This is a genomic window from Streptomyces sp. NPDC012637, assembly GCF_042954805.1.
Classification (GTDB): domain Bacteria; phylum Actinomycetota; class Actinomycetes; order Streptomycetales; family Streptomycetaceae; genus Streptomyces.
Genome location: NZ_JBIBDS010000005.1, coordinates 310,484 through 326,449, shown reverse-complemented (window position 1 = coordinate 326,449; position 15,966 = coordinate 310,484). Strand labels below are relative to the sequence as shown.

Annotated in this window: 16 protein-coding genes and 1 riboswitch; of the genes, 5 read left to right on the top strand and 11 right to left on the bottom strand. The window is 71.8% G+C overall.

What is annotated here, in order from left to right:
• Nucleotides 1–32: 32 nt before the first annotated feature.
• Nucleotides 33–770, bottom strand: coding sequence for an enhanced serine sensitivity protein SseB C-terminal domain-containing protein (locus ACFY8W_RS21810; RefSeq protein WP_391107592.1), 738 nt, complete (start codon nucleotides 768–770; stop codon nucleotides 33–35).
• Nucleotides 771–900: 130 nt separating this feature from the next.
• A complete protein-coding gene (locus ACFY8W_RS21805; RefSeq protein ID WP_391107590.1) occupies nucleotides 901–1,593 on the bottom strand; it encodes an AAA family ATPase in 693 nt (230 codons plus the stop codon).
• Nucleotides 1,594–1,745: 152 nt separating this feature from the next.
• Nucleotides 1,746–1,857: riboswitch (glycine riboswitch) on the top strand.
• A 159-nt stretch (nucleotides 1,858–2,016) separates the two neighbouring features.
• Here ACFY8W_RS21805 and gcvT point away from each other — a divergent pair.
• The 4 genes from gcvT (at nucleotide 2,017) to ACFY8W_RS21785 (ending at nucleotide 6,491) form a co-directional block, all read left to right on the top strand.
• Entirely contained in the window at nucleotides 2,017–3,156 is a 1,140-nt protein-coding gene (gene gcvT, locus ACFY8W_RS21800) for a glycine cleavage system aminomethyltransferase GcvT (RefSeq protein ID WP_391107588.1), read from the top strand.
• Nucleotides 3,157–3,280: 124 nt separating this feature from the next.
• Nucleotides 3,281–3,658, top strand: a complete 378-nt coding sequence (gene gcvH / locus ACFY8W_RS21795; protein WP_391107585.1) for a glycine cleavage system protein GcvH — start codon at nucleotides 3,281–3,283, stop codon at nucleotides 3,656–3,658.
• Between the two features lie 24 nt (nucleotides 3,659–3,682).
• On the top strand, nucleotides 3,683–4,942 hold the full coding sequence (glyA, locus tag ACFY8W_RS21790; RefSeq protein WP_384413395.1) for a serine hydroxymethyltransferase: 1,260 nt from the start codon (nucleotides 3,683–3,685) through the stop codon (nucleotides 4,940–4,942).
• Nucleotides 4,943–5,120: 178 nt separating this feature from the next.
• Nucleotides 5,121–6,491, top strand: coding sequence for an L-serine ammonia-lyase (locus tag ACFY8W_RS21785; protein WP_391107582.1), 1,371 nt, complete (start codon nucleotides 5,121–5,123; stop codon nucleotides 6,489–6,491).
• Nucleotides 6,492–6,511: 20 nt separating this feature from the next.
• On the opposite strand, the gene ACFY8W_RS21780 is transcribed toward ACFY8W_RS21785, so the two are convergent.
• From ACFY8W_RS21780 to ACFY8W_RS21765, 4 genes are all read right to left on the bottom strand, one after another.
• Nucleotides 6,512–7,153 carry a hypothetical protein gene (locus ACFY8W_RS21780; RefSeq protein ID WP_391107579.1) on the bottom strand — a complete coding sequence of 214 codons (642 nt, stop codon included), beginning with the start codon at nucleotides 7,151–7,153 and terminating at the stop codon, nucleotides 6,512–6,514.
• Entirely contained in the window at nucleotides 7,150–8,568 is a 1,419-nt protein-coding gene (locus ACFY8W_RS21775) for a hypothetical protein (protein ID WP_391107576.1), read from the bottom strand. Before ACFY8W_RS21775 ends, ACFY8W_RS21780 begins: the two co-directional genes overlap by 4 nt.
• A gap of 116 nt (nucleotides 8,569–8,684) precedes the next feature.
• Nucleotides 8,685–9,596: a CopD family protein gene (locus ACFY8W_RS21770; protein ID WP_391107573.1), complete on the bottom strand. Its 912-nt coding sequence runs from the start codon at nucleotides 9,594–9,596 to the stop codon at nucleotides 8,685–8,687.
• A 99-nt stretch (nucleotides 9,597–9,695) separates the two neighbouring features.
• On the bottom strand, nucleotides 9,696–9,911 hold the full coding sequence (locus ACFY8W_RS21765; protein WP_391107571.1) for an EF-hand domain-containing protein: 216 nt from the start codon (nucleotides 9,909–9,911) through the stop codon (nucleotides 9,696–9,698).
• Nucleotides 9,912–9,984: 73 nt separating this feature from the next.
• Between ACFY8W_RS21765 and ACFY8W_RS21760 the strand changes: the two genes are divergently transcribed.
• Complete coding sequence (locus ACFY8W_RS21760) at nucleotides 9,985–10,623, top strand: GNAT family N-acetyltransferase (protein WP_391107568.1); 639 nt, start codon at nucleotides 9,985–9,987, stop codon at nucleotides 10,621–10,623.
• A 12-nt stretch (nucleotides 10,624–10,635) separates the two neighbouring features.
• On the opposite strand, the gene ACFY8W_RS21755 is transcribed toward ACFY8W_RS21760, so the two are convergent.
• The 5 genes from ACFY8W_RS21755 to ACFY8W_RS21735 form a co-directional block, all read right to left on the bottom strand.
• Nucleotides 10,636–11,892, bottom strand: coding sequence for a YncE family protein (locus tag ACFY8W_RS21755; RefSeq protein WP_391107565.1), 1,257 nt, complete (start codon nucleotides 11,890–11,892; stop codon nucleotides 10,636–10,638).
• Nucleotides 11,892–12,653, bottom strand: coding sequence for a polysaccharide deacetylase family protein (locus ACFY8W_RS21750; RefSeq protein WP_391107563.1), 762 nt, complete (start codon nucleotides 12,651–12,653; stop codon nucleotides 11,892–11,894). Before ACFY8W_RS21750 ends, ACFY8W_RS21755 begins: the two co-directional genes overlap by 1 nt.
• A 424-nt stretch (nucleotides 12,654–13,077) precedes the next feature.
• Nucleotides 13,078–13,581 (bottom strand): ATP-binding protein, encoded by a 504-nt coding sequence (locus tag ACFY8W_RS21745; protein WP_391107560.1) that lies wholly within the window; start codon nucleotides 13,579–13,581, stop codon nucleotides 13,078–13,080.
• 141 nt (nucleotides 13,582–13,722) lie between these two features.
• Nucleotides 13,723–14,490 (bottom strand): enoyl-CoA hydratase-related protein, encoded by a 768-nt coding sequence (locus ACFY8W_RS21740; RefSeq protein ID WP_391107558.1) that lies wholly within the window; start codon nucleotides 14,488–14,490, stop codon nucleotides 13,723–13,725.
• Between the two features lie 86 nt (nucleotides 14,491–14,576).
• Entirely contained in the window at nucleotides 14,577–15,824 is a 1,248-nt protein-coding gene (locus ACFY8W_RS21735; protein WP_391107555.1) for an Ig-like domain-containing protein, read from the bottom strand.
• Between the last annotated feature and the right edge of the window lie 142 nt (nucleotides 15,825–15,966).

Genomic DNA, 15,966 nt, shown 5'->3' with positions numbered 1-15,966 from the left:
CGACTGGCAGTTCAGCTTAGACGGGGGGTCTGTCACACGGCGGCGCGCTGGAAGAAGGGGCGCACCTTGTCCAGCATCCAGTCGCCGACCGGGTCCTGGGCCACGTCGAGGAGGATCAGGTTGACCGGCCAGGCGACCTCGACGCGGCCGAGGGCCCGGCCGAGGGCGTCGAGCGGGGCGTTCCGGTCGGCCTCGGGGCCGGTGAGCTGGACGCCGACGAAGAGGGCGGGTTCGGTGCCCTCGACGCTGGCGAGGGCCCGCCGTGCGGAGTGGACGACGCCGGTGGCCGCGAACTCGGCGGAGGCGGCGGCGAGGAAGTCGACCGGGTCGTCCTGCCAGTCGGGCTCGAAGAGGCGGACCCGGCCGCCGGTGGCGGGCCCGTCGAGGGCGGTGCGGCCGGCGCGGCAGAGTTCGGCGACGGCGGGCGGCGGCAGCGGGACGCCGACGGTGCCGCCGGGGTTCACGGCGATGCCGAGCTGCGGCGGCAGCCCGCGGGCGAAGTCGCGGGCCGGGGCGACGGTGTACGACATGTGCGCGCCGACGCAGGCGAGGAACTGCTGCTCGGAGCTGAAGACGGGCACGTAGGCGCCGCCCTCGATCTCCATGGTGGGCAGGTCGAGGTCGGTGCTGTCGGGTCCGCCGCCGTTGGGCAGCGGCACCCAGACGGGGCTGCGGCCGAGGACCTCGACGAGGCGCCCTCCGGCGGAGGGGCTGCCGAGGGAGGCGGCCAGTACTTCCTCGAGCTCATTGCCCGGCCACGTCACGTCCACGGTCCTCGTCGTCCCCTTTCCCGGCACTTCCCCGGCACCCGGCGCGGATCCGCCGGACAGGCCGTATGCACCTTAATGGCGCTCCGGCACCCCTGTGACCGGAAAGGACGCCCGAAGGGGCCGGAGTGGTTCACGCCACGTCGCGGAATCCGATCTTCCGCAGGGCGTCGGCGGCAGCGCGGTCGAGCAGGGTCACCGAGGCGCAGCCGGGCGGCAGCGCGCCCGCCTCGGCGGTGCGCACCAGACGGCCCACGGCGCGGCGGTGCCGGGCGAAGGCGTACGAGGAGACGCCGCGGCCGCGGTCCCGCTGGCCGGCCCGGGCGGTGTCCGGGTCGACGTCGAGCAGGATCAGGTGCAGGGCGGCGCCGCGCCTGCGGGCCTCGCGGGCGAGCCAGCCGCGCACCCAGGACTGGGTGCCGCAGTCGTGGACGATCACCCCGGCGCCGGTGCGCAGGGCGCGGCGCAGGCCCGCGTAGTGGGCGATCCGGGCGAGCGGGCGGTAGACGGCGTACGGCAGGAAGCGGGGCAGCCGGCCCTCCCAGCGCTCCCGGGTGTGCTGGGAGTCGACGGCGCGGCCCTCGGCGGCCCGGCTCATCAGCGTGGACTTCCCGGCGCCGGGGAGCCCGGAGACGACCACGACGTCACCGGTGGCGTAGGTGAGCACGCGGGGGCTGCGGCCCTCGCGCTCGCGAAGGTCGCGCAGCAGCCGCGCGCGGCGCCTGGTGCGGGCGCGCTCGCGTGTGCGGGCCCGGGCGACCGCCCGCTGCGGCGGTATCCCGGTGTTCGTGGCCGCGGCCGCGACACCGGTGCGCTGGATCGTCATCGCTTCTCCCCCTGTCGGGTCTGCGAAGACCCTTGCCCACGCAGTGTAAAGAGGCGGTAATGCGGCACAAGCGATTTGCCGCGCGGATCCGCCGTGCAATGATGGGCGCGCCACGCGCTCGCCCGAGCGCGCACAACCTCATACCGGCCGCTCGAATCCGCGCGGGAGAGTTCCGGTCGCCGGCGCAGTCGCGCCGCGTCGCCCGGGCGCCGAAGGAGCAAGTACCTCCCTTGAATCTCTCAGGCCCCGTACCGCGTGGATGAGGCAGATCTGAAAAGCGGGACGCCCTGTCGCGTCCCCACCCAAGGTGCAAGCCGAGGATGCCCTCGGTGAACCTCTCAGGTTCCATGACAGATGGGGAGGAACGTCCTCACCGTCTTGTCATGTCGTGCCCTGCACGCCCTGGGACCCGGGAGCCACCCGATGAGCACTGCCCCCCGTCTGACCGCCCTCGACGCGCTGCACCGTTCGCTGGGCGCGACCATGACCGACTTCGCGGGCTGGGACATGCCGCTGCGGTACGGCAGCGAGCGCGACGAGCACACCGCCGTCCGCACCAAGGCCGGCCTCTTCGACCTCTCCCACATGGGCGAGATCACCGTCACCGGGCCGCAGGCGGCGGAACTGCTCGACTTCGCCCTGGTGGGGAACATCTCCACGATCGGCGTCGGCCGTGCGCGCTACACGATGATCTGCCAGGAGGACGGCGGCATCCTCGACGACCTGATCGTCTACCGCCTCGGCGAGACGGAGGCCGCGTCTTCTCAGTACATGGTCGTCGCCAACGCCTCCAACGCCCAGGTCGTCCTGGACGCGCTGGTGGCCCGCTCCGGGGGATTCGACGCCGAGGTGCGCGACGACCGCGACGCGTACGCGCTGATCGCCGTCCAGGGCCCGGAGTCCCCCGGCATCCTGAAGCAGCTCACCGACGCCGACCTGGACGGCCTGAAGTACTACGCGGGCCTCCCGGGCACCGTCGCCGGTGTCCCCGCCCTCATCGCGCGCACCGGCTACACGGGCGAGGACGGCTTCGAGCTGTTCCTGAAGCCGGAGCACGCGGAGGGCGTGTGGCAGGCGCTCACCGAGGCGGGCCAGGACGTCGGCCTGATCCCCTGCGGCCTGTCCTGCCGCGACACGCTGCGCCTCGAGGCGGGCATGCCGCTGTACGGCCACGAGCTGACCACCGCGCTCACGCCCTTCGACGCGGGCCTCGGCCGGGTCGTGAAGTTCGAGAAGACCACGAACGAGGGCCGCTTCGTCGGCCGCGAGGCCCTGGAGAAGGCGGCCGAGCGCGCCGAGACCGCCCCGCCGCGCAAGCTGGTCGGCCTGGTCGCCGAGGGCCGCCGGGTGCCCCGCGCCGGGATGTCCGTGGTCGCGAACGGCGAGGTCGTCGGCGAGATCACCTCCGGCGCCCCGTCCCCGACCCTGGGCAAGCCGATCGCCATGGCGTACGTGGACGCGGCCTTCGCCGAGCCCGGCACGGAGGGCGTCGGCGTCGACATCCGCGGCGCGCACGAGCCGTACACGGTCGTGGCGCTGCCGTTCTACAAGCGCCAGAAGTGACCATGGGGCCGAGGCCCCGTCGGCGCCCGGACGCGAGCCGGACGTGACGCGTCCGTCTCAGTCCGCGTCTCACCCCGTAAGACCCACGTTCATCAGTACTCCCCCGATCCAGGAGAATCAGGTCATGAGCAACCCCCAGCAGCTGCGCTACAGCAAGGAGCACGAGTGGCTGTCGGCCGTCGAGGACGGCGTCGCCACGGTCGGCATCACCGAGCACGCGGCGAACGCGCTCGGCGACATCGTGTACGTCCAGCTCCCGGAGGTCGGTGCCACCGTCACCGCGGGCGAGGACTGTGGCGAGCTGGAGTCGACCAAGTCCGTCAGCGAGCTGTACTCCCCCGTGACCGGTGAGGTCGTCGCGGCCAACCAGGACGTCGTCGACGACCCGGCGCTGGTGAACTCCGCCCCGTTCGAGGGCGGCTGGCTGTTCAAGGTGCGCATCACGGACGAGCCGGGCGACCTGCTCTCCGCCGACGAGTACACCGCCTTCACCGCCGGCTAACCGAGACCCCCTAGGGATCGATTCATGTCGCTTCTGAACACCCCTCTCCACGAGCTGGACCCGGACGTCGCCGCCGCCGTCGACGCCGAGCTCCGCCGCCAGCAGTCCACCCTCGAGATGATCGCCTCGGAGAACTTCGCTCCGGTCGCGGTCATGGAGGCCCAGGGCTCGGTCCTCACCAACAAGTACGCCGAGGGCTACCCGGGCCGCCGCTACTACGGCGGCTGCGAGCACGTCGACGTGGCCGAGCAGATCGCGATCGACCGGATCAAGGACCTGTTCGGCGCCGAGTACGCCAACGTGCAGCCGCACTCCGGCGCCTCCGCCAACCAGGCCGCGCTGTTCGCGATCGCCCAGCCCGGCGACACGATCCTCGGCCTCGACCTGGCGCACGGCGGCCACCTCACCCACGGCATGCGCCTGAACTTCTCCGGCAAGCAGTTCAACGTGGTCGCGTACCACGTGGACGAGGCCGGTCTGGTGGACATGGCCGAGGTCGAGCGCCTCGCCAAGGAGCACCGCCCGAAGGTGATCATCGCCGGCTGGTCGGCGTACCCGCGTCAGCTGGACTTCGCCGAGTTCCGCCGGATCGCCGACGAGGTCGAGGCGTACCTGTGGGTCGACATGGCCCACTTCGCCGGCCTGGTCGCCGCCGGTCTGCACCCGAACCCGGTCGAGTACGCGGACGTGGTGACCTCCACCACGCACAAGACGCTCGGCGGCCCGCGCGGCGGCATCATCCTGGCGAAGAAGGAGTTCGCGAAGAAGCTGAACTCCTCGGTCTTCCCCGGCTTCCAGGGCGGCCCGCTGGAGCACGTGATCGCGGCCAAGGCCGTGTCCTTCAAGGTCGCCGCCTCGGAGGAGTTCAAGGAGCGCCAGCAGCGCACGCTGGACGGCGCCCGGATCATCGCCGAGCGCCTGGTCCAGGACGACGTCACGCAGCACGGCGTCTCCGTCCTGTCCGGCGGCACCGACGTCCACCTGCTCCTGGTCGACCTGCGCGACAGCGAGCTGGACGGCCAGCAGGCCGAGGACCGCCTCCACGAGGTGGGCATCACGGTCAACCGGAACGCCGTTCCGAACGACCCGCGCCCGCCGATGGTCACCTCCGGCCTGCGCATCGGCACGCCGGCCCTCGCCACCCGCGGCTTCCAGGCCGAGGACTTCCGCGAGGTCGCCGACATCATCGCCGAGACGCTGAAGCCCGGCTTCGACGCCGAGGCCCTGAAGGCCCGCGTGACCGCTCTGGCCGAGAAGCACCCGCTGTACCCCGGCCTGAAGTAATTTCGTACGCTTTAGTTCCAGGTTCCGTTCGTACGAAAGCTCCGGGGCACCACGCACACTGGACAGTGAGTGTGGTGCCCCACCGCTTTGCCCCCCTCGCAACACCCGCTTCCCGCTCTTCCTGCTTGTTCTGCACCACCCCGGCAGACAACGGCGTCCAGCCCCACAAGGAGTCCCCGTGGCCATCTCGGTCTTCGACCTGTTCTCGATCGGCATCGGTCCGTCGAGCTCCCACACGGTGGGCCCCATGCGCGCGGCCCGGATGTTCGCCCGTCGGCTGAAGAACGAGGGGCTGCTCGCCCACACGGCGGCGATACGGGCGGAGCTGTACGGCTCGCTGGGCGCCACCGGCCACGGCCACGGCACTCCGAAGGCGGTCCTGCTCGGCCTGGAGGGCCACTCGCCGCGCACCGTGGACGTGGAGACCGCCGACGACGAGTTCGAGCGGATCAAGGAGAGCGGCCGGATCAACCTGGTCGGCGCCCACGAGATCCCGTTCTCCTTCGACGACGACCTGGTCCTGCACCGCCGCAAGGCGCTGCCGTACCACGCCAACGGCATGACGGTCTTCGCATACGACGCCGAGGGCGCGCTGATCCTGGAGAAGACCTACTACTCGGTCGGCGGCGGCTTCGTCGTCGACGAGGACGCGGTCGCGGGCGAGAGCCCGATCATCCCGGACGACACGGTCCTGAAGTACCCCTTCCGCACCGGCGACGAGCTCCTCCGCCTCACCAAGGAGACGGGCCTCTCCATCTCCTCCCTGATGCTGGAGAACGAGAAGGCCTGGCGCACGGAGACGGAGATCCGCGAGGGCCTGCTGGAGATCTGGCGCGTCATGCAGGCCTGCGTCTCGCGCGGCATGGCCCGCGAGGGCATCCTGCCCGGCGGTCTGAAGGTCCGCCGCCGCGCCGCGACCTCGGCCCGCAAGCTGCGCTCCGAGGGCGACCCGGCCGCGCACGCGATGGAGTGGATCACTCTCTACGCGATGGCCGTCAACGAGGAGAACGCGGCGGGCGGCCGCGTGGTCACCGCCCCGACGAACGGCGCGGCGGGCATCATCCCGGCGGTCCTGCACTACTACATGAACTTCGTGCCGGGTGCCGACGAGGACGGCGTGGTCCGCTTCCTCCTCGCCGCGGGCGCCATCGGCATGCTCTTCAAGGAGAACGCCTCCATCTCCGGCGCCGAGGTCGGCTGCCAGGGCGAGGTCGGCTCCGCCTGCTCCATGGCTGCCGGCGCCCTCGCCGAGGTCCTCGGCGGCTCCCCCGAGCAGGTCGAGAACGCCGCCGAGATCGGCATGGAACACAACCTGGGCCTGACCTGCGACCCGGTCGGCGGCCTGGTCCAGATCCCGTGCATCGAGCGCAACGGCATGGCGGCGGTCAAGGCCGTCACGGCGGCGAAGATGTCGATGCGCGGCGACGGCAGCCACCTGGTCTCGCTCGACAAGGTCATCAAGACCATGAAGGAGACGGGCGCGGACATGAGCGTGAAGTACAAGGAGACGGCGCGGGGCGGTCTCGCCGTGAACATCATCGAGTGCTGACGCGGCCCACCACGGGCTGATCACATCGTGCTGACGCCCGGGACCGTCGGGGCCTCCGGGGGCCTCGGCGGTTCGTCCCGCAGCAGGGGCACCGGGCGGCGCAGGGCGAAGGCGGCGGGGAGGTCGAGGCGACCGCCCCGCCGTTCGGCTATCGGGGTGTTCTGGACCGCGAGGCTCACGTCGACCGAGCAGTCTCCCGCCCTGATCCCGGTCAGACAGGCGTCGCGGACCACGCAGACCAGGCCGGAGACCCAGAGGACGAGGTCCAGCTCCACCTCGAGGGTGCCGATCTTCGCGCCGTCCACGTAGAGGTCGACGTACGGCCGGTGCGTGGAGGTGATCTTGTGGCGGGCCAGGGCCACGACCTCCTCGCTGCCGGGCAGGTCCCGGGTGCGCCGGGCGGCGGACCGCAGACCCTCGTGGCCGCGCCAGCCGCCGGCCGCCAGGTCGAGCACGTCGAGCCCGAGGAAGTCGTCGACGACCGTCGCCAGCTCGTGCTCGACGGCCCGGTCGGCGGCGGGCGTCCTGCCGCGTACGGGTGCGAGCAGCGGGCCTGCCGTGCCGTGGGCGCGCAGCGGCCCCTCGATGCCCTGGCCGGCGTCGAGCAGGAACGAGCGGACGGAGGTGGGGGCCGCCACGGGCGGGATCACGGTCGTGGTCATCGCTCCTCCTCTTCGGAGCCGTCGCCTTCCAGGCGCTGGCGCCCGGGGTCCGTGTGCGGGTCGAGCCGGGTGGTGTGGGTCGGCGGATCGCCGGGCTGCCGGGTCTCGGTCAGCGCCGTGGCGCCGGTGGCGGGCCGCAGGGCGGCACGCACGTGCTTGTGCACCCAGCGCGGGCCGCGGTGCAGCCGTCCGAAGTAGACGAGCGCGGCGGCGGCGAGAGCGAGCGCGGCACCGGAGCTGCCGCCGACGACCAGGCCGACGGGGGTGGCGGACCCGCCGCCGGATCCACCGGATCCACCGCCGCTGTCGGTGCCACCGTTGTCCGTGCCGCCGTTGTCGGTCCCACCGTTGTCCGTGCCGCCGTTGTCGGTCCCACCGTTGTCCGTGCCACCGTTGTCCGTGCCACCGTTGTCGGTCCCACCGTTGTCCGTGCCACCGTTGTCCGTGCCACCGTTGTCGGTCCCACCGTTGTCCGTGCCGCCGTTGTCCGTGCCGCCACCCGTAGGCGTGACGGTGAACGGGGCATCGGCGTACTGCTCCGGATAGTCCACGCAGACCGCCCGTACGGTGTGCGGGCCCGGCTGGGCGTCGCCCGGCACGGGGACCTCGGTGGAGAAGGTGGCCTGTTCGGTGACGGCGGCCGTGGTCAGGGGCGCCTCGGCGCCGTCCCAGACGAGGTCGACGTTCGAGCACCGGAACCCGGTGCCCTCGGCGCGGACGGTGTTCCCCTTCGCGCCCTCCTCCTCGGCGAGAGTGAGCTGCGGGTCCGCCGGGGCTTCCACGACGAGGTCGTCGTCCGCGTAGAGGGACGCCTCATTGGTGCACTCGGCCCGGAAGGTGTACGTCTTGGCGACGGTGCCGGCCGGAATGACCTCCGTGTACGAGAAGGCTCCGGTCTCCGTCACGGGGATGCCGGACGCGATCTCGGGCCCTCCGTCGAGCACGTGGAGGTAGACGGTGCCGGCGGCGCACACGTCGAAGCCCGTGCCCCGGACGTCGATCGGGTCTCCGATCGATCCGTGATCGGGAGTGAGCGCGAGTGCGAGGGGCTCGTCGGGGGTGTTGCCGCCGCCGTCCCCTGTCACCGTGAAGGACGCCGAGCCGTAGTAGTAGTCGCCGGTGTCGGGATCCTCGTCGCACGTGGCCTCGATCGAGTGCTGCCCGGCCGGGGTGCCCTCCGGCACCGTGATGGAGCCGGAGATCTCGGGCACGTTCACCGTACCCGGCTCGCCATGCCCGCCGTCGAAGGTGATCGTCACCTCGCCGCACGCCTCGAAGCCCTGGCCGCCCACCGTCACGTCCGTCCCGGCCGGACCCGAATCCGGGGTCAGGTAGACCCCCGCGTTCAGCGGTGCGGCCTCCGCCGGTGACGTGAAAGCGACCGGCCCCACGCTGATCGCCGCGCTCAGAAGCACCGCCGTCAGCATTCGACGCGCCAGTCGCAGGGCAGTGAACATGAGGGTGAGAGGTGGGGGGGTCGCCTTCTATTCTCCTCCGGCCTGCGGATCTTCGCTCGTCGGGGACCCGCGGCTCACGGCAGCAGCCAGTGCGGGTCCGGGACGACCGTGAGGAGAGCCGAGACGACCATCACCGCCGCCAGAACGGACAGCTCGACCCGGGCCGGCGGCTGGGCGTCCTCGTCGCGGAGCATGCGGCGGCGGGCGGTGAGGGCGAGGAGGGCGGTCAGGCCGAAGAGGGCGAGCTTCACCAGGAGGACCCTGCCGTACGCGGTGGTGAGCACGCCGTCGAGCGGGAGGCGGCGCAGGGTGGAGCAGGTGCCGGTGACGGCGAGGGCGGCGAAGACCCAGGCGGCCATCTTCGCGTAGCGCATCAGGACGTCCCGGCCGCCGCCGCGCAGCCGCATGGTGCGCAGCACGTACAGGAGCGTGCCGAACCAGAGCGAAGCGGCCGTCAGGTGGACGACCGTGAGGGTGACGCCGATCGCCGGCGTGTACGCCTCCGGGTGGGCCCGCAGCGCCTCGGCGACGACTGCGGCGGCGAGCGGTCCGAGGGCGAGGGCGGGACGTCTGGTGGCCGCGCAGACGGCGGCGAGCGCGAGGGCGTTGGCGGTGACGAGGAAGAGGCGGCCTTCGCGCAGCCCGTAGACGGTGCTGAGCTTCAGTCCGCTGATCACGGCGAGGAGCACGAGGAGGCCCGCGGAGGCGGCGCAGCCGACGGCGGCGGCCGGGACGGACCAGCGGCGGGGCAGGGGGCCCGCTCCGGCGATCCGGACGCCGGCGATCTCGCCGATCTGGACGGCGAGCGCGGCGAGGACGAGGAGCCGCAGCAGGGTGGTGGTGCCGGCGGCGGGGATCTGCAGTTCGCCGGTGCCGGTCTGCGCGAGTGAGGCGCCGAGGAGGGCGACGGTGAGGACGGCGACTGCGGCGAGAACGGCTGCCGTCAGGCGGCGGGTCGGGGTGCCGAAGGGGCCTGGGAGCGTCACCTCATGATCGTCACCGGGTGCCGGACGGGCGGCAACTCACGTACGTACGCTTGGTCGTACGGCGCCGCCCGTCCGCGCCCCGGACGGTGGGTTCCGGGGTCAGGCCTTGCTGAGGTGGGCCCAGAACTCGTCCCAGGAGAGGACGCCGTCGCCGTTGTTGTCGCGCTGCTTGATGAGGGCCTCGGCGACCGTCTCGGTCACGTGGAAGTCGCCCATCTCGGCCATGACGTGCTTGTACTCGGCGGCCGTGATGAAGCCGTCCCCGTCCACGTCGAACTTGTTGAATGCCGTACGTGCCGACTCGATGTCCGCCACTGATTCCGCCCCTTCATGGTGCTTGATGTCGGGGGCCAGATTAGCGGGCGCCCCGGTGCCGGATGATGGGGGCATGAAGAGCGACGTGGCGGAGATACTCGCGGCGGCGGCCCGCGGGGAGTTCCCCCCGCCGGACGGATCGACGACGATCGTGCCGCAGCCCAACGGCCGGGACGCGGGAGTGCTGTCGTTCACGGCGCACTCGGTGGTGTTCCTGGACGAGGACCCGGAGTGGATCCGGGCGGAGCTGGCGACGGCGTCGACGGATCCTCTGGTGGCGAGCATGACCCCGCGCTTCCACGCGGCGCTGATGGCGCGCACGGGCCGGCACGTGAACACGGTCGACCTGATGACGGTCGCCGACTCGCTGCCGGGCGAGCCGGGCATCGAGCTGCGGGAGATCGAGGACCAGGGGCATCCGCGGGTGGCGCGGGCGCTGAAGTACCGCGACGACGTCCGGGTGTGGGCGGCGGACGGCGGCGTGCTGATCATGGGCCGGGGCGTGGCGGGCCGCATGGAGGTCGCGGTCGAGGTGGACGAGGACGTACGGCACCGGGGGCTGGGGCGGGCGCTCGCGACGGCGGCCCGGCACCTGACCCCGGACCCCGTGGTGTGGGCCCAGAACACCCCGGGCAACGCCCGCAGCGTCCGCACCTTCCAGGCGGCGGGATACCGCCCGGTGGGTGCGGAGGTGCTGCTCGTCGCGGGCTGAGCCGGACGGGCCTCAGCGGAAGATGCCCGTGTGGCCCAGCGAGTAGCGGCCCGGCTGCGGGTAGACCGCGAGGCCGTGCGGGCCGCTGCCGACCGGGATGCGGGCCAGCTGCTTCCCGGTCGTGGTGTCGATCGCGTAGACCTCGGAGTCGTAGCGGCCGGAGAGCCACAGCACCTTGCCGTCGGCGGAGACCCCGCCCATGTCGGGGGATCCGCCGTCGGGGAGCGGCCACTTCTTGGTGAGCTCGTTCCTGGTGAAGTCGAAGACGGAGATCGTGCCCTCGCCCCGGTTGGACACGTACATCTCCTTGGAGTCGCGGGAGACGTAGAGGCCGTGGCAGCCCTTGCCGGTGGGGAGCAGCCGCGGGGTGGTGAACTTCTCGCCGTCGAGGACCCACATGCCGTGGGCCATCATGTCGGCGATGTAGAAGGTCTTGCCGTCCGGCGAGATCTTCACGTCCTGCGGCATGGCGCCCTGGAAGGGCAGTTTCTGCTGTCCGACGACCTCCATCCTCTCGGTGTCGACCTTGAGCAGCTCGCCGGAGAACTCGCAGGAGACGACGAAGTAGCGCCCGTCGGCGGAGAAGTCGGCGTGGTTGACGCCGTAGCAGGAGACGGGGACGGTCTTCTTCCGGTCCATGGTGTGCGGGTCGCGGAAGACCAGCTCGCGGTCGAGCGAGGCCATGACGACGGCGTACCTGCCGTTCGGGGTGAAGTACAGGTTGTACGGGTCGTGGACCTCGACGGGCTTGCCGGCGACGCCGGTGGCCGGGTCGATCGGGGTGAGCGTGTGGCCGCGGTTGTTGTTGACCCAGAGGGTCTTCAGGTCCCAGGAGGGGACGACGTGCTGCGGCTGGACGCCGACCGGGATGGTCTCGACGACCTTGTAGGTGGCGGGGTCGATGACGGAGACCGTGTTGGAGTTGGTGTTGGGGACGTAGACCCGGGACGGGAAGCCCTTGACCACCGGGGAGAGCCGGTTGGGGCGGTCGGCGGCGTAGACGTCGTCGGGTTCGAGCAGGGGCGGCATGCCGGGCAGCCCGGCCGGCGCGGCGGCCGGCTTCGGTACGGCGGGCACGGCGGCGGCCTTCTTGGCGCCGCCGCCGGTGTCGGGGGCGGCCGGGCGGGGGCTGCCGCAGGCGGCGAGGCCGAGCGCGAGGAGGAGGCCGGCGGCGGCCAGGGACTTGGTGCGGCGGGAGTCCGTACGGGAGGCGTGCGGGCGGGCGGGGTTCGTACGGCGGGAGTCCGTACGGGCGGCGGGGGTCGGCATCAGGTCAGCAGCTCCGTGGTGGTGACCGCGGAGAGGCCGCGGCGGTCGAGGTCGGCGAGGAGGAGGGGCAGCGCGGCGACGGTGTCCGGGTAGCCGAAGTGGAGGCTCACGACCGAGCCTTCGCGGATCCGTCCGGTGACGTTGGCGACGACGGTCCCGGGTCCCGGCGAGGTGAAGTCGAGGGCGTCGACGTCGTACGAGAGCACGTGCGGGTATCCGGCGCGGCGGGCGGCCCGGCGGACGGTCTCGGTGGCGTGCCGCGTCCGGGAGGGCCGGAACCAGGTGCCGATGGAGCCGGTGAGGCGGCGCAGCCGACGGGCGCAGCCCTCGATCTCGGCGTGCGCCTCGGCCTCGGTCATGGCGGTGATGTCGAGGTGGCGCTGGGTGTGGTTGCCGAGGTCGTGGCCGCCGTCGAGGATCCGGCGGGCCAGGTCGGGGTGGCGGTCGAGCCACTCGCCGACGGCGAGGACGGTGACGTGGGCGCCGGCCCGCTCGGCGTGGTCGAGGATCGCGCGGGCGGTGGCGGGGTCGCCCTGGCCGTGGAAGGTGAGGGCGACCCGGGGGCGGTCGCGTGGGCCGTTGGTGATCTCGGCGGGACGGCCGGGCCAGCGGCGGGGCACGGGCGCGGCGACGGGTGCGGCGGGCGCGGGCTGCTGTCGCCGGGGTGCGGGGCGCGGCCCCGTGTCGCAGGCGGTGGCGAGGGCTCCCGCGAGGGCGGTGGCCGCGCCCGCCCGGAGGGCACCGCGGCGGTCGGTCGGCATCACGGCACCATTTAAGGGCCGGTATGCCCGAAAGATAACGATTGGGACGATTCAGGACGTTTGCGGGTCGCGCTCAGTCGTCCACTATGCGGACAGGTCGAGGAAACACGCGATGAACCCCATATTTATTCATGCTTTACAAGGTGGGTGCTGTAGGTCACCAACGATTCATCGGTGAACTGTCCAGGTTTGTCCAGTTCTGGCCCGGTAGGGACTTTTGGCACCGAGGCCCCCCGTCTGCCATAGTCGATGACACGACCCCCATTGACCCGGGCCAGGTCGCCGTAGCTGCCGCGGATACACCCCCCCCATTCCGCGGCGCACCACACGAAAGCCCCCACGCGCCCCATCCCGGCGGACGGGGGCTTTCGTGCATCCGCCACCCGGTCGCCCGGCGGCCGCTCAGCAGTCGCCCGGCGGTCGCTCAGCGGTCGCTCACCCGCATCTCGAACCAGGTGGTCTTGCCGCGCGGCGCGAGGTCGACGCCCCAGCGGTCGGAGAGCTTGTCGACGAGGAAGAGGCCGCGCCCGCTCGTGTCGAGCTCGTGCACCGGCATCAGACAGGGCAGGCCGCGCGAGGGGTCGCGGACCTCGACGCGGATCCAGCCACGGCGCCGCAGCATCCGCAGCGCGAAGACCCGGGCGCCGGTGTGCCGGACGGCGTTGCCGACCAACTCCGAGACGAGCAGCACCGCGTGCTCGGCGATCTGCGGCGTGAGCGCCCAGTGGCGCAGAACCACCCACTGGGTGAGCCGGCGGGCGACCGCGGCGGACTCGGGGCGGGACGGCAGCCGGGCGTCCTCCTCGGCCGGGTTCCCGTACAACCGCAGTGCCTCCGCGGCCTGTTCGTCCTCGGCGGCCGGTACCCACCGTGCGGCGGTCGCACCGCCACGCTGCCGCGGTTGTTCCATACCCTCCAGGCCCGCCATGCCCCCATCATGGCCGTGCGCGGCCTGGCGCGGGGCCGTTCCGGGGGATTCGCCCCCTCGGATCGGACAATTTCGCGTGACTGACTCTGGCATATGCCAAAGTCAGTCGGAACGCGATCACGGTCGAACGGATCCGGCCACTCAGACGAACTTGGCCTTGCCCGGGCCCTCCTCCACGAAGCTGCGCATGCCGCGCTCGCGGTCCTCGGTGGCGAACAGGCCCGCGAACCAGGTGCGCTCGATGGCGAGACCGGTGTCGATGTCCGCCTCCAGACCCTGGTCGACGGCCTCCTTGGCGGCGCGCAGCGCGATCGCCGGGCCCTGGGCGAGCTTCGCGGCCCAGGCGTGCGCCTGCTCGTAGACCTCGGCGGCGGGGACCACGCGGTCCACCAGGCCCAGCTGGAGGGCCTCGTCGGCCTTCACCATGCGGCCGGTGAAGATGAGGTCCTTGGCCTTGGAGGGGCCGATGAGACGGGAGAGCCGCTGGGTGCCGCCGGCGCCCGGGATGAGGCCGAGCAGGATCTCCGGCTGGCCCAGCTTCGCGTTGTCCGCGGCGATCCGGTAGTCCGCGCACAGCGCCAGCTCGCAGCCGCCGCCCAGGGCGTAGCCGGTGACGGCCGCGACGACCGGCTTGGGGATGCGGGCGATCGCGGTGAAGGAGTCCTGGAGCGCGCGGGACCGCTTGACCATGGCCGCGTGGTCCATGACCTGCATCTCCTTGATGTCCGCGCCGGCCGCGAACACCTTCTCGCCGCCGTACAGGATCACCGCCCGTACGTCGTCGCGGTCGGTCGCCTCCTGGGCCAGCTCGCGCAGCCGGTCCTGCGTGGCGACGTCGAGGGCGTTCATCGGGGGGCGGTCGAGGCGGATCGTGCCGACGCCTTCGGCGACTTCGAGGTTCACAGTCATGGTCCGAAGGTTAGCCGTCGTTAACGACAACGGACCCGGTGCCGTTGCTCACAGCACCGGGTCCCGTCACAGGGGCGGGAGGCCGCTTACGCCTTCCACTCCGACCAGGACATGTTCCAGCCGTTGAGGCCGTTGTCCGGCTGGATCTGCTTGTCCTTCGAGTTCTTCACGATGACCACGTCACCGATCAGCGAGCGGTCGTAGAACCAGGCGGCCGGCGTCGAGCTGTCGCCGGCGCCGCGCGCGTCCCGCAGACCGACGCAGCCGTGGCTGACGTTGGCCGAGCCGAACGTCGAGGCGGACGCCCAGTAGTTGCCGTGGACGAAGGTGCCCGAGGTGGACAGGCGCATCGCGTGCGGCACGTCCTTGATGTCGTACTCGCCGCCGAAGCCCACGGTGGCGCCGTTCATCCGGGTCACCTTGAACTTCTCGCTGATGACCATCTGGCCGTTGTACGTCGTCGTGGACGGTGCGCCCGCGGTGATCGGCAGGGTCTTGATGATCTTGCCGTCGCGCTCGATCTTCATCGTCTTGGCGCTGGCGTCCACCGTGGAGACCTGGCGGCGCCCGATGGTGAAGGAGAAGGTCTTCTTCTGCGTGCCGTAGACGCCCGGGCGGCCCTCGACGCCGTCCAGGTTGAGCTGCACGGTCACCTTGGTGCCCGCGGCCCAGTACTCCTCCGGCCGGAAGTCGAGACGGTCGTTGCCGAACCAGTGGCCCTCGATCTCCACCGCGGGGACGGCCGTGACCTTGATGGCGCGCTCGACGGCCTCCGGGTCGGTGATGCCGCGGGTGAAGTTGATCGAGACCGGCATGCCGACGCCGACGGTCTGGCCGTTCTCCGGCGTGTAGTGGCCGATGAAGGTGTTCTTCGGCGTGAGCGTCGAGAAGGTGGTGTCCTTCGCCGACTCACGGCCCTCGGAGTCCTGGGCGATCGCGTGCACCTTGTACTGGGTGCTCGCGGACAGGTGCCCGACCGGCTCCCAGCTGCTGCCGTCGGCGGCGAGCTTGCCCTCGACCTTGTTGCCCTCGTTGTCGGAGACCGTCACCGTGGTGAGCTTGCCCTGCTGGGCCGTCACCTTCAGCGCGCCGCTGGTGGCGACCGCGTCGGCGCCGTCCTTCGGAGCGATGGTCACGACGGCCTGGGAGGCCGCGATCTCCTGCTTGCCGCCGCTGCTGCCCGCGCCGTCCTTGCCGCCCTTGGCGCCGCCGTCGGCGTCGCCGCCGCCGCACGCCGTCAGGACGAGGAGCAGCGCTCCCGTCGCCAGGGCTCCCAGGCGGGTGCCACGACGCCGTCGTCCGGTGGTCGTTCCGGATATCGGCTGGCCGTTCACTATGGTGTTCTCCCCTCGCACGACCCGGCACTGCCTGGGCCCCACCCCCATGCGCATCCTCCCGCGCACACGGCGTTAATTAATCACACCGCAGGACACGAAAGTTCCTCGCGAATGTCACCGTTCAGTCCCAGTTGGCGTG